Here is a 13589-nt window from a genome sequence, read left to right as displayed (position 1 = left end):
TCACGGCAGCCACAAAGATTTTTTTGGAGCTCGCGTGAGCCGTTCCCAGGACCTCAGGCGTCCAGGGGAGTGCCGCAGGTCGGACGTCTGCGGGAGCTTCTTCAGACAGTACGGAGGATCACATCATGATCAAGCACATCATCCTCGCCCTTTCGGTCTCCCTCCTCGCGGTCGCTTGCGGCGGCGGCACGCCGGAGCCGGCGGCGGCCGAGGGCGCGCCGGCGGACCAGGCTGCGCCCCCGGCCGGTGGCGAGGCCGCTCCGGCGGACCAGGCTGCGCCGCCGGCTGGTGGCGAGGCCGCCCCGGCGGGCGACCAGGCCGCTCCGGCCGACGCCCCGAAGTGAAGCGACTTACACCCCGGCGATCCGTTTTTGCGGGTCGCCGGGGTGTCCTTTTTTGTGCGCCTGCACGAAGGCCGCGTGGGCGCAGCGCGGGGAGACCGGCTCGGGTAGGATCGAAGCTCGCTCGCTTCGTTTCCTTCGTTCCGGCAGGTGGATCCCATGCAGAGCTCGCGGCGCTTCTTGCAGAGGTCGTTCGTCGGGGTGGTGTTGCTCGGCGCGCTCGGCGCGTTGTTTCCCTTCGCCGGATGCGGCCGCACGGGCATCACGCCCTCGGAGGGGGCGTTCGCGGGCGACGGCGCGTGCGGCGACGGCGCGTGTGACTCCGACGAGACGTGCGCGAGCTGCGCAGAGGACTGCGGCTTCTGCGCGGGATGCGGCGACGGCGCGTGCGCCGGGATCGAGGCCTGCGAGAACTGCCCCGTGGACTGCGGCGTGTGCGCGAGCTGCGGCGACGGGGCGTGCGGCGAGGGCGAGAGCTGCGCGACCTGCGTGCTCGACTGCGGCAACTGCCAGAGCTGCGGCGACGGCGCCTGCGGCGCGAGCGAGAGCTGCGCGACCTGCCCCGTCGATTGTGGGCTCTGCCAGACGTGCGGCAACGGCGCCTGCGACGCGAGCGAGACGTGCGCGTCGTGCCCGACGGACTGCGGCGCGTGCGCGAGCTGCGGCGACGGGTTCTGCACGGCGTCGGAGGATTGCCTGTCCTGCGCGCCGGACTGCGACGCGTGCCCGAGCTGCGGCGACGGCGCGTGCACGGCGGCCACCGAGAACTGCTTCACATGCCCCGGGGACTGCGGGAAATGCCCGGGCTGCGGCGACGGGTTCTGCACCGGCACCGAGACGTGCGCCTCGTGCCAGGCGGACTGCGGCGTCTGCGCGGTGTGCCCGAACGGCAAGTGCGAGCCGTTCGAGACGTGCTCGATCTGTCCCCAGGACTGCGGGACGTGCGAGGCGAAAGGTTGCCTCGAGGTGGTCACGTGCGCCCTCGGGTGCATCGATCTCGGCGCAGAACCCCCGAAATTCAGCGTGACCTGTGTGGCGAACTGCGTCGCCCAAGGCTGCGCCGACGTGCAGTTCTTCGTGGATCAGGTGCTCACCTGCGCCGTCGACGTGTTGCCCATCTGCGGCGGTGACTTCGCCTGCATCCAGAGCGAATGTGGCGAGGAGTTCGCGGCATGTATCGGCGCGACGTGTGATTGACGCGCCGCCCCCACGGGCGAACGGGCGCCCGCTGCCCGGGGCTTGCTCGATCCGCGGGCAAGCCGTGTAGCATCGAGGCGTGGCCGAGAACGACGAGCGACCCGACGAGACGAATGCCGAGGACAAACCCGCCCCGCAGGCGCGGCCCGCCATGATGTCCGTGGACGCGGGGTGGGACGAGGCAGACAAGGGCAAGCCCCCTCCGTTGCCCACGAAGACCGCGTCGCCCACGCAAGCGGCAGGGCCGAAGCCCGCGCCGCCGGGCAAGGTCGTCCCCGCGGTCGGGCCGCTGCTGCCGAAGCCCGCGACGACGCAGGTGCGCGCCGCGCCCGAGGCGGCCGCCGCCGCGCCCGCGCCGCTGCCGGTGATGTCGCCGCCGCCGCTGCCGCCGATGTCGCCACCGCCGCTGCCCGCGCGTCCCGCTTCTCCGCCGCGTCGCGCGACCACCCTCCCGACGGGCGTCGCCCCTGCGCCTGCCGCGCCCGCGCAAGCCGCCGCGGCGCCCGCCGCGCCTGCCGCCGCCGCGCCCGCCACGCCCGCCGAGGCCGCTCCCGTCGAGCCGCTCACCGTGGGCGTCGAGCTCACGCGGCGCGCCGAGCGCCTCACGAGCGCCGATCCCGTGGCCGCGGCGCGCGCACTCGTCGAGCGGGGCATGGTCGAGGAGCGCGTCGAGCACGATCGGATCGCCGCGCGCCGCTCGTTCGCGGCGGCGCGCTCGATCACGCGCTCGCTCGGCCCGGCGCTCACGCGGCTCCGGCACCTGTTCGAGCCCGAGGATCGGCTGGAGCGGATCTCGGTCGTCGACGACGAGCTCGTGGTCGCCGAGAGCGACGGCGAGCGCGCGGATCTGCTCGTCGAGCGCGCGCGGGCCTCGGCCGATCTCGGGCGCTGGCCCGAGGCACGCGCGGCCTACGGAAAGGCCCTCGACCTCGTGCCCTCGCATCCGCACGCGCTGCGCGGGCTCGAGGCGGTCCTCCGTCGCGAGCTCGAGCGCGGCAAGGCGCGTGATCTCGCCGAGTCGCTCGCCAAGCACCTCGAGCGCATGGCCGACGCGTACGCCCCCGAGGCGGGAAAGACCGACGGGGACACGCGGCTCGCCGCGTGGCTCCACGTCGAGCGCGCGGCGGTGCTCGACGACATGCTCCAGCAGCCGGCGCTCGCCGCCACGGCCCTCGAACGAGCCGTCGGCTTCGAACCCGCGCCGGGGCCCGTGCGCGCCGCGCTCGCACGGCACCACGTCCGCCACGACGATCCGCGCGCGTTCTGCGACGCGCTCTCCGCCGAGGCCGAGCACGAGCTCGACGACGATCGCGCCTCGCGGCTGCTCTACGCCGCGGCGCGGATCCAGGCCGAGCGGCTGCGGGATCCGCACGAGGCGATCGCGCTGCTCGGCCGCGCCACCGCGCGCGCGCCCTCGGGGACGCCGACCTCGCGCCGGATCCTCTCCGAGCTGAGCCGGCTGCAGGAGCAAGAAGGCGCGCTCGAGCAGGCGTCGATCACGCGCAAGCGCGAGCTCGCCACGTTGACGGGGCAGGAGGCGATCGCGCACGCGCACGTCCGGCTCTCGGAGATCTACGACGCGCTCGGGCAAGCGGAGAACGCGGCCGCGCACGCCGAGCAGGCGCTCCGGCACGATCCGGTGGACGAGTCGACGCGGGAGCGGCTCGACCGCGCGCTGCAGCGCCTCGGCCGGCACGAGCGCCGCGTCGAGGTCTGGGCTGCTGAGGGCAACGCCGAGCGCCCCGCGCACCAGCGCGTCGCCTCGCTCATGCGCGCCGCCGACATCTGCGAGCGGCACCTGCGCAAGCGCGACGAGGCGATCACCTACCTGAAGGCCGCGTGGACCGTGAACCCCGGCGACGCCTCGGTCTTCGACACCCTCACCGCGCTGCTCGAGAAGCCCGCGCGCGAGGCCGACGCGGGCGTGCGCGCGCGGATCGATCTCTACACGCAGGCCGCGCAGGCCCAGGCCGAGGCGCCGCGCAAGATCGCGCTGCTCGAGAAGCTCGTGAGCATCTGGGAGGACGAGCTCGGGCAGCCGGAGCGCGCGCTGGAGGTGCTCGAGCAGATCCTCGCGCTCGACCCCGTGCGGCGCACGGCGGTCCTCGCGATGCAGCGGAACGCGCAGCGCGCCGGGGATCATCGAAGGCTCGCGCAGGCGCTCGTGGCGGAGTCCGAGCTGACGGAGGATCCGGCCCTGAAGCGCAGGCTCTTGCTCCGCGCCGCGGATGTGGTCGGCGAGCGCGTGGGGGATCGGGATCGCGCCGTCGAGCTCGTGGATCGTGCCCTCGCCGTCAAGGCCACCGATCCGGACGCGCTGCGCGCGCGCTTCCGCTTGCTCAGCCGCGCGGGCCGGAACGAGGAGGCAAAACAAGCGCTCCTCGGGCTCATCCGCTGCGATCCCGCGGGGTCGTTTGGCCTCTGGATCGAGGTGGCGCGGTTCGACGAGTTGCGCCTCAAGCGCCCGCAGGACGCGGTGAAGGCCTACGAAGAGGCCGCGCGCCTGCGCCCGGATCACCCGATGCCCGCGCTCGAGATCATGCGCTTGCTCCGCGCCACCGGGGATCATCGCCGCCTCGTCGCGTCGCTGAAGAAGCTCGCCGAGGGCGCCACCGGGCCCATCACGCGCGCGAGCTTCCTGTTCCAGGCCGCCGAGGTCGAGGAGCTCCTGCTCGGCGACGATCAAGCCGCGCTCGCCACCCTCGCGGCCGCCGACGCGCTCTCCACGGCCGCCGAAGGCGCGTTCGATCCGGCCGTCGTCGAGGCCATGGAGCGCATCCTCGTGCGGCGCCGCGCGACCGACGAGCTCGCCGCGCTCTACGCGGGCTGGCTCGCGCGCCACCCGCCGGCCTCGGTCGATCACGCCATCCGCGTCGCGTTCGCCGACGTGCTCTGCCGCAAGGATCGGCGCGAGGCCGTGGCGCTGCTCGAAGGGCTCATCGCCGTCGTGCCCGATCACGTCCCCGCGCTGCGCATGCTCGAGCACCTGCACAGGAGCGCGCAGGCCGTCGCGCTCGCCGACGTCCTCCGCGGGCAGGCCGCGGCCACGAGGTCGGCCGTCGCGCGCACGGGCGCGCTCGCGCACCTCGTCACGCTGGAGGAGCGCATCCCGAGCGACGCGCTCCTCGACGCGCTCGGCCGCGTGGTCGCCGAGCGGCCCGCCGACAGCAGCGTGCACGACGCGATCATCCGCATCGCCGGTCGCCTCGTCGAGGGCGCCGTCTCGCCTGCAGCGACCGGCCCGGCAGGCGCGCTCCTCCTCGCGTCGATCACCGCGCGCAAGTCCCTCGCCCGCGAGCCCTTCGCCCGCGGCTTCTTCCAGCTCGAAGAGGCGCTCCTCATCGAGGCCAAGGCCGCGGGTGACGCCTCGCTCGCCCGCGCCTCGCTCGCCGGCTACCGCGAGACCCTCGTGCTCTTCCCCGACAGCTTGCTCGCGGCGCGTGGCCTCGATCGCCTCGCCGGCGAGCTCGGCGATCGCTCGGCGCTCATCACGGCGAACCGCGCGCTCGCCCGCATCGTCGAGGGCGCCTCTCGCCGCGCCGCGCACCTCGTCCGCGCCGCGCAGCTCACCGCCGAGGAGCCCGGCCTCATGGGCGAGGCGCTCGAGCTCTACGAGCACGCCCTCCGCGAGGACCCCGACTGCGAGGCCGCCGCGCGTGCCCTCGCGCGGGGCCTCGCCCTCGATCCTGCGCGCCTCGCCGATCGCCTCGGCGCGGCGCTCGAGCGCGCCACCTCCGCGGCGCAGATCGTCCTGCTCGGCACCGAGATCGGCCGCGCGGTCCTTCGCCACCACGAGGCGGGCGGCACCTCGCCCGATCCGAGCATCGGCGTCGCGGCCATGCGCCGCGTCTTGCACGAGACGCCCGACGACGTCCCCGCGCTCATGCTCACGGCGCGCCTCTACACGGCGCAACGCCTCCCTGCCGAGGCCCGCGACGCCTGGCAACGGATCGTCACGATCGGCGCCGTCCCCGAGGCGCGCACGGCCGCGTACTTCGAGCTCGCGACCCTCTACGAAGGGCCGCTCGCCGATCTCCCCCGCGCCGAGCAGTGCATCCAGGCCGTGCTCTCCTCCGAGCCGTCGAACCACCGCGCCCTCGACCGCCTCTACCACGTCGCCGCCAAGCGCGGTGATCACGCGCTCGCCGTGCATGCGCTCACGCGCCTCGCCGATGCCTCCCCCGACGCGCGCGCCCGCGTCGACGTTTGCCTTCGGCTCGCCGAGGCGCAAGCGCAGGCTGGGGATCGTGCGGGCATCGTGCGCGCGCTCTGCGACGCCATCGCCCACGGCCCCACCGACATGCGCCCGTGGGGCGGCCTCGCGCGCCTCTACCGCGTCGAGACCCCCGACGGCGCGGCCCAGTACGTCGCGGCGATCGGCCAGGTCCTCGAGATCGCCCAGGCGCGCCGCCTGCCCATCGATCCTCGCTGGCTCACCACGATCGGCCTGCTCGAGGTCACCGTCCTCGTGCGCCCGCGCGACGGCGTCGCGCACCTCCAGCAGGCCGTCGCGCTCCCGACCGCTGGGCCCGACGCTCGTGCTGCGCTCGGCCGCGGCCTCGACGCGGCCAACCGCAACGCCGAGGCCGTCCAGGTCCTGCGTGACGTCCTCGCGACCGACATGGAGACGCTCGCCAAGAGCGGCGAGCTCTCGTCGGCCCTCGCTGGGCTCGAGTCGGCGCTCGCCAAGGATGGCCGCGCCGAGGAGCGCCTCACCGTCGAGGAGGCGCGCGCTTGCCTCGGCGACGTCAAGCCCGAGCGTATCACCCGCCTCCGCGCGCGGCGCATGCCTCCCGACGCGTTGCCTCCGGGCGTCTTCGCTGGACCGGAGCTCCACCGCCTCCTCGTCCCCGAGGCGCAGAGCCCCATGCTCCTCGCGGCTGCGGCCATCGCGCCCATCGCGCACAAGGCCTTGCGGTTCGAGCTCAATAGCCTCGGCGTTTCTTCACGCGACCGCATCGGCTCGCGTGACAACAGCGGCACCTACCGCATCGCCGATCGTATCGCCAAGAGCCTCGGCGTCGAGGGCTTCGAGCTCTACCTCTCGCCGACCTGGCAGGGCATGCCGCGCGTCTATCCGGGTGATCCGCCGGCGATCGTCGGCCCTGTCTCCTTCATCGAGCTGCCCGAGCCCGAGCAAGCCTTCGCCCTCGGCCGCCTCTTCGTGCGTATCGCGCTTGGCCCCACCTGGCTCGACGAGCTCGCGCTCGAGTCTTGTGACGCCCTGCTCGTCGCGGCCATGCGCACGGTGGATCCCTCCTTCGGCGCGCGTGAGATCGGCCCCGTGCGCGAGCAGGCCGTCCAGGCCTTCAGCGTCCACGTGCAGCGCGCCATCGGCCGCAGGCAACGCAAGCTCCTCGAGGAGATCCTGCCCTCGGCCGCGCCTGGTTACGACATCCGCCTCCTCGCCGCGGGGGTTCGTCGCAGCGAGAACCGGCTCGGGTATTTGCTCTCCGGCGACCTCGTCGCGGCGGTCGATCACCTCTGCCGCATCGATCGGGACGTCGCGCGCGCGGCCGAAGATCCGCGCCTCGTCGTGCTGCATCCCGTCACCGGCGATCTGCTCCGGTATGCGCTCGGCTCGCCCTCGTATGCCGAGCGGCGTCGCGCGGGCACCGTCTGGACCAGCGCTTGATCAACGACGCCGGCCGAGCTCCGAAGGTTCGCCTTCGGCGCTCGGCGGCGTGCTCGGGGACGTGCTCGGGGACGTGCTCGGCGCGGGGCTCGGCGCCGAGCTTGGCGATGAGCTCCGCGCGGGCACCACGCCGCTCGGGGGCGGGATCGTCGTCAGGTTCGTCCGCCACGACGACGACGCTTCTTGCTTCGACGAGGGCGGCCCTGGCAGCACCGACGACCTGTCCGACCGATCCGTGAACAGCGCGGCTTTCACCGCCGAGTAGCTCATCGCCGGCGGCGTGAGCCTCCGCGCGTTCCCTTGTGCTTGCTGGGTTCGTTCGAGGCGCACGGCGAGCTCGCAGGCCGTCGCGCCCGTGAGCATGCAGCGGATCTCTTCGATCAACACTGGCTGCTCCAGGTTTGCCCCCATGCCCCGCACGATGCCCTTGATCAGCGCGCAGTGCTTCAGGTGCGACTGGTAGGACAGGATCACCTCGCCGTCCTTGCCCCAGCGGCCGGTCAGCGGCGATTGCGGCGTGATGTCCCCGTTGCGTTGCGCCATGCGCTCGACGAGCTCCTCGCTGTGGATGAGCACGTCGAGCACTCTCCATCGTGGATCGAGCAGCCCGCCGTAGACCCGCAGGAGCTCGGCGGCGAGTTTGTCGCCGAAGCTCTCGAGCACGAGCGGCATCGTCATGCCCGTCAGCCGCGACAGGCTCGACACGAGCGCTTGCAGCTCCTCGCCCGGGTAACTCTGCGAGGGCAGGTACACGCGCCCGGCGACGCCGGCTTCGGTTTGCACCGTGCGCCAGAGCTCCTCGCCGAGCCGGTCGCGTACGTAGTTTTGGAACCCGAGGAGTATGACGCCCAGCACCACGGCCCCCTGCCTCACGCTTTATGATCGCGCGAGGCGTAAACGGATCGAGTCATGCAAGATTAGCGCCGAAACCGGCTCGGATGCGCTGTTTCGCGTCCTGCGGGAGCTTTTCCGCTCGGCCTCTGGCCCGCGGGACGAAGGCTCACGTTCGCCTGCGCATTTTTGCAAGCGATGGATTGCGTCTTTGCAATGCGCGCGAGCTACTTGTCCCAATTGACTTTGTCCCAGTTTCGCTTGCCTTTGGGCTTTTTCGACGACTCCTTGCTCGTCGTCGGCGCGCCCGAACCGGCGTTCGCCTTGGTCGTATTCGAACCGGGCTCGGAGGCCGTCTCGTCGTGCCCGCGGAACACCGCGACGCCCACGAGGAGCAACACCAGGAGCACGAGCGCCCCGATGATCGCCGGGATGAGCGGGATTTGCCGGGGCCCTGGGGGCGAGGCGGCGGTCGTCCCGATCAGGCTCTTCGCCATCGGCGGCGGCGTGTGCGCGCTCGACGCGGGCGCGGGCGTGGGCTCCGGCGTGTGCGCCGCGGCGAGCGCCGGCGTCGGCGCCGAGGGGAGCGACGCGCGGGACGGCTGCGTCGACGGCGGCGCCGTCGGGCCCGCCGGCGCGTAGGGCGCCGCCGCGACCGGGCTCGGCGCGGTGGGCGCGCCCGTCGGCTCGGACAAACCCAGGCTCGCCACGCTCGCCATCACCGTCGGCCCGTACAGGATCGACGCGTTCGCCTGCGCCGCCGTCGTCGATCGCGGGCCCGCGCCCGTCGGGCTGCTCGGAGGCCCTGCGCTCGTCACGGCGGTCACGGGCATCATCGGGGCCGGCGCGCCGATCCCTGCGGCCGTCGCCGCGTCCCGGAACGACTCGCCTGCGGGCATCGCGGGCGGCGGCACCGTCGGCGCTTCGGCGAGGTCGACGTTCATCGGCGCGGCAGCGGGCGCGACGAGCGCGTTCGGCAGGTCTCCGGCCGCGAGCTTCTCCATCGCGTACGGCGGAGGCTCTCCTTGCAGGAGCGCGCGCACGTCGCGTTGCATCGTCGCCGCGTCGGGGTACCTGCGCTCGGTCCGGAACGCGAGGGCGCGATCGACGACCATGCAGATCGACGGCGACACGTCCTTGACCAGCGTCGCGAGCGGCGGCGCCGGCTCCGTCGACATCCTCACGAGGATCTCGGCCTCCGTGTTCCCCTCGTGGATACGACGCTTCGCGAGCATGCGGAACATCGTCGCGCCGAGCGCGAAGATGTCCGCGCGCCCGTCGATCTCGACGCCGCGGATCTGCTCCGGCGGCATGTACGGCAAGGTCCCGAGCATCGAGCCGATCTTCGTCTGCACCGCGTGGGACGCGTTCCGGAGCCGCGCGATGCCGAAGTCGAGCACCTTCACGCGCCCGTCGCTCTGGATGAAGACGTTGTCGAGCTTGATGTCGCGGTGGACGATGTTCTGCGCGTGCGCCGCGCCGAGCACCGAGAGCACCTCGTCGACGTACCGCAGCATCTCGTCGGGCGGGATCGCGCCGAGCCGCTTCACGCGCGCGGCGAGCGACTCGCCTTCGAGCAGCTCCATCACGAGGAAGGGCAGCCCGTCGTTGGTCGTGCCCATGAACAGGACCTCGACCGCGCCCGGGTGGCGGAAGCTCGACAGGACACGCGCCTCCTGCTCGAAGCGCGCGCGGAGATCCTTCTGCCGCGCCACCTCCGGGTGGAGGACCTTGACGGCGTCGCGCCGGCCGATCGCCTGCACGCCGACGTACACGGCGGCCATCCCCCCGACGCCGATCAGGCTCTCGAGGCGCCACGTGTTGTGGAGCGTCGTTCCGATTCGTCGCTCCCAGAGCTCTTGGTCCTCCATGCCAGCGCCTCCGATATGACCGTTTTCGGGCGGCCCGGTCAAGCGGCGCGCGCGGGGGTGGTATCCGCGCTGCCCGCCTGCTGTGGGCCGGAGCGCCGCAAAGCTCCAGTCGCAACCGAAAAACTCGAAGCGTACGTCGGGCGCCTGCAGGAATCCAACCATTCGTGGACGGAACCGGTTAGGATGCCCGAAGCAGGCTTCGCTTGGCGCGGGCCGCGACGTTCTGGAGGTGTGACGTGCGGATGCAATCGAATTCGCGTGGGCTTGCGGCCATGATGGCGATCGTGGGGCTCACCTTGATGGCGCCTTTTGCCGGGTGTAGTGGGGACGACCCGAGCAAGCCGCCCGGCACGGGGGGCACGGGAGGCGCCGGTGGCGACGGGGGCATGGGCGGCGCTGGAGGTGAGGGCGAAGCCGTATGCGGCAACGCCAGGGTCGAGGGCAGCGAGGCGTGTGACGATGGCAATATCGTCGTCGGCGACGGCTGCGAAAATGACTGCTCGTTCACCTGCAACAGCGCGAGCCCCGCCACCGGCGACGTGAAATGCGACGACGGCGACCCCTGCAACGGCGACGAGACCTGCCAGGACGACCACACCTGCGCGCCCGGCACGCCTGCGGCCGACGGCAAGGACTGCGGCGCGGGCAAGATCTGCAATGCGGGCGTCTGCGTCGACGACACCTGCGGCGACGGCTTCGTCAGCGGGAGCGAGGAGTGCGACGACGGCAACCTCGAGAGCGGCGACGGCTGCGATAGCTGCAAGTGGAGCTGCGTCTCGAGCGACCCGACGCGCGACTGCTCGAACATCGACCAGTGCGTCGGCACGACCTGCGACGACGCCACGCACACCTGCGGCAAGCCCCTCAGCAGCGGCGAGGTCTGCGCGGCGGGCGCCGTCTGCGTCAATGGCGCCTGCACCCCGACCGTGTGCGGCGACGGCGTCGTCGACCCCGGCGAGAACTGCGACGACGGCAACCTCGCGAACGGCGACGGCTGCGACGCCGATTGCACCCTCTCCTGCGAGGATCCCGCCACCGATTGCCCTGCGGCGCCGGCTTGCCAGGTCGCCACGTGCAACGCGAACAACGTCTGCGCGAATGCCCCCGACGCTGCGCAGAATGGCCAGATGTGCGGCGCGCCGGACCTCGTGTGCCAGAACGGCGCCTGCCTGCCGCCCACCGCGGTCTGCGGCAATGGTACGGTCGAGGGCGGCGAGGAGTGTGATTTCGGCGCGCAGAACGGCCCCGGCACCGGTTGCGAGACGACCTGCCAGTTCTCCTGCGACATGGACGCCGATTGTGTCGACGCCGAGACCTGCAACGGCAGCGAGACCTGCGTCGCCGTGACGGTGGGCGGTAATGCGGGCAAGGCTTGCTCGGCGGGTATGCCGCAGGCGAATTGCTCCACCTGCGCCGGCGGCGTCTGCTCGGGCGGCGCTTGCAAGCCCTCGAGCTGCGGCGACGGCTGCGTCGACGCGAGCGCGGGCGAGGAGTGTGATCCCCCGGGCGCGAGCTGCAGCGCCGCGTGCAAGCTGCCCGCGGTCTGCGGCGACGGCGTCCGCGAGGGCGCCGAGCAATGCGACGACGGCAATACGACGAACCTCGACGGCTGCGACTCCGCGTGCAAGTTCGAGCAGATCCAGCGCGCGCAGTGGCTCAAGATGCAGTACGCCACGGACGCGTTCTGCATGGCGAATCGCCTCGGCGGCGCCATTGCCAGCGTCGCGCAGAGCCAGCTCCAGACCTCGCTCGACGGCGGCGTCCTCGACGGCTCGATCAACATCATGTTCGCGGCCCTCGGCCTCGACGACCTCACGGGCACGACCGATCCGATGATCCAGCTCGGCGTCCTCCGCGGCTCGCCGCAGATCCCCATGGGCGCGACGTACGACGGCACGGCCGATCTCGATTGGTGGTACACGATCGACCCGAATTCGATCGACGCGAACCGCAATCCGCTCGACAAGCTCACGGGCGCGATCAACGCGAAGGTGCTCACGGCCGGGCCGGGCAAGATATCGATCTCCGTCAACTTCTCCGGCGTTCCGGCCCTGCTCGACATGACGAGCACCCGGATCACCGCGTCCGTCGGCGCCGTGAGCACGCCGCTCACCTCGGCGGGCGGCCCCCCGGGCCACCTCGCCTCGGAGAACCTCGACCCGGCGCTCCAGACCTTCGCGAGCAACGGGCAAAAGAACGACAATGGCGCGGGCAAGCTCTGCGGCAACGTCAGCGCGGCCTCGCTCGCCAAGGTCGCGGTCCCCGACGATCTCGTCGCGGGCGGCGCCCTCGCGTGCAACCAGGGATACACGGCCTCGAACTCCCTGCTCGACGTCATCGTCAATGGCTGCAACGTCACGTTCTTCAACATCGCGGCCATCAATGCCAGCGACCCCGACCTGTCGGATCCGGGCGCGCCGGTCGCCGGCGCGGGCCACCCCTACGATCTCCAGGTCAATGCCCAGACGAAGGTCGTGAGCACGTGCAGGGACAAGAACGGGGCGACCGTCGACCTGCAGACCTGCCTCAACGCCGCGGCGTACTCGTCGTTCTACAAGTTCGCCACCGGCCGCGTGATCGCGAAATAGAGCGTTCCTGCCCGCAATGAACGGCGCGACTGTCGGCGACCGATCCAACGGCTACGAGGCAGTCGCCCCCGAATTCATTCGGCGGCGGGAGCAGTCGAGCATCGGCATCGCAACCGTGCGAATGTGGTCTCGACTGCTCCCGCGAGGCGGTGTGATTCTCGACCTCGGTTGTGGATCCGGGGTGCCGATCTCGACGACGCTGAACGACGAAGGGTTCGTGATCCACGGCATAGATGCCTCGGCGAGCCTGACTGCGGCGTTCCGCCGCCGGTTGCTTCATTCGCAAGGTCGCCGCTGCGCTGAACCCCGACGGTAGGAGGAAGTATATGTGCTGCTTCTCGAAGCCCGTGCGATCCGTGTCCGCGACCAATATCTTCGCTCGCGAGGCTCCCGAGGGACGTCAGTACCTGGCGTACAGCATGACACTCTCTGCGAGCGAAGACCTGGCGATGATCCTGCCATTGCCGGTACCACAAGGCACACGGGACGACGCCGTCACGTTCATTGACCTATCGGGTTACGCAGAGTTCTTCCGCGACCTCGCCAAAGCCTTCCCGGAGCCGATGCCTGCCAACGCGCCGCGTTCTGCGCCGGCGCCGCAGGCCCGCGCGCCCCTCGCGGTCGTGGAGGTCGGCAGCTTCGAGGCGTCTTTCGTGCCAACGATCGACGACTTCACCCGTCTCGATCCCCGATTCCGTCTGCCCGCCGAAGTCTGGTCCAGGCTGCCTGGCCATGATCGGTTCGGCTTCGCCGTCTTCAAGCTCATGAAGGGCGAAAAGCGCATCCACCCGATGGCCTTCACGTTTCCGCGTGCTGCGGCCGGATCGGTCTTTTTTCCCACCGTGCACGTTCATGACGGGCAGGTGCATGCCCAGGCCAGGTTCGATCACGCCCTGTTTCTCCAGCGTAGTCCGCGCGCTCGGGCTGGCACTCCAGATGGATGGCGGTCCTCCAAGAAAGCTCGTTATTATGTGGACGTCGAAAGGGCACGTGGGCTCGTCGACGGAGACCAGCCCGTCCATCGACTACGGCTCGCGGGGCGCGCACCCAATCGCGACATCTACGTGGATGACTGAGCCGACCCCGCGGAGCGTCGTCAACTCGTATCTTCAAGACAAACGCCGCG

Annotated in this window: 7 protein-coding genes; 5 read left to right on the top strand and 2 right to left on the bottom strand. The window is 71.6% G+C overall.

Annotated elements, in window-relative coordinates; genetic code table 11:
• Window positions 1-125: 125 nt before the first annotated feature.
• The 3 genes from GF068_RS11235 to GF068_RS11225 all read left to right on the top strand — a co-directional run bounded on the left by GF068_RS11235 (window position 126) and on the right by GF068_RS11225 (window position 7173).
• Window positions 126-344 (top strand): hypothetical protein, encoded by a 219-nt coding sequence (locus GF068_RS11235; RefSeq protein ID WP_153819365.1) that lies wholly within the window; start codon window positions 126-128, stop codon window positions 342-344.
• A gap of 156 nt (window positions 345-500) precedes the next feature.
• Window positions 501-1538 carry a hypothetical protein gene (locus GF068_RS11230; protein ID WP_153819364.1) on the top strand — a complete coding sequence of 346 codons (1038 nt, stop codon included), beginning with the start codon at window positions 501-503 and terminating at the stop codon, window positions 1536-1538.
• A 79-nt stretch (window positions 1539-1617) separates the two neighbouring features.
• The gene (locus tag GF068_RS11225) at window positions 1618-7173 is read left to right on the top strand and encodes a cellulose synthase (protein WP_170319427.1); all 5556 of its coding nucleotides are present in this window, start codon (window positions 1618-1620) and stop codon (window positions 7171-7173) included.
• On the opposite strand, the gene GF068_RS11220 is transcribed toward GF068_RS11225, so the two are convergent.
• Together GF068_RS11220 and GF068_RS11215 are read right to left on the bottom strand one after the other, a co-directional pair.
• Window positions 7174-8028 carry a heme NO-binding domain-containing protein gene (locus tag GF068_RS11220; RefSeq protein ID WP_153819363.1) on the bottom strand — a complete coding sequence of 285 codons (855 nt, stop codon included), beginning with the start codon at window positions 8026-8028 and terminating at the stop codon, window positions 7174-7176.
• A gap of 203 nt (window positions 8029-8231) precedes the next feature.
• Window positions 8232-9875, bottom strand: coding sequence for a serine/threonine protein kinase (locus GF068_RS11215; protein WP_170319426.1), 1644 nt, complete (start codon window positions 9873-9875; stop codon window positions 8232-8234).
• Window positions 9876-10117: 242 nt separating this feature from the next.
• On the opposite strand from GF068_RS11215, the gene GF068_RS44210 reads away from it, so the two are divergent.
• Together GF068_RS44210 and GF068_RS11205 are read left to right on the top strand one after the other, a co-directional pair.
• Complete coding sequence (locus tag GF068_RS44210; RefSeq protein ID WP_153819361.1) at window positions 10118-12463, top strand: DUF4215 domain-containing protein; 2346 nt, start codon at window positions 10118-10120, stop codon at window positions 12461-12463.
• A 347-nt stretch (window positions 12464-12810) separates the two neighbouring features.
• Window positions 12811-13539 carry a hypothetical protein gene (locus tag GF068_RS11205; protein ID WP_170319425.1) on the top strand — a complete coding sequence of 243 codons (729 nt, stop codon included), beginning with the start codon at window positions 12811-12813 and terminating at the stop codon, window positions 13537-13539.
• Window positions 13540-13589: the final 50 nt, after the last annotated feature.

Source organism: Polyangium spumosum (assembly GCF_009649845.1).
GTDB classification, from domain to species: domain Bacteria; phylum Myxococcota_A; class Polyangia; order Polyangiales; family Polyangiaceae; genus Polyangium; species Polyangium spumosum.
The sequence above is the reverse complement of the archived record's forward strand: the minus strand, read 5'-3'. Positions and strand labels throughout refer to the sequence as shown.

What these genes read in the sequence shown, in the direction of transcription:
- GF068_RS44210 (WP_153819361.1), top strand. Translation starts at nt 10,118, where the DNA reads ATGCAATCGAATTCGCGTGGGCTTGCGGCCATGATGGCGATCGTGGGG.
- GF068_RS11230 (WP_153819364.1), top strand. Translation starts at nt 501, where the DNA reads ATGCAGAGCTCGCGGCGCTTCTTGCAGAGGTCGTTCGTCGGGGTGGTG.
- GF068_RS11215 (WP_170319426.1), bottom strand. Translation starts at nt 9,875, where the DNA reads ATGGAGGACCAAGAGCTCTGGGAGCGACGAATCGGAACGACGCTCCAC.
- GF068_RS11235 (WP_153819365.1), top strand. Translation starts at nt 126, where the DNA reads ATGATCAAGCACATCATCCTCGCCCTTTCGGTCTCCCTCCTCGCGGTC.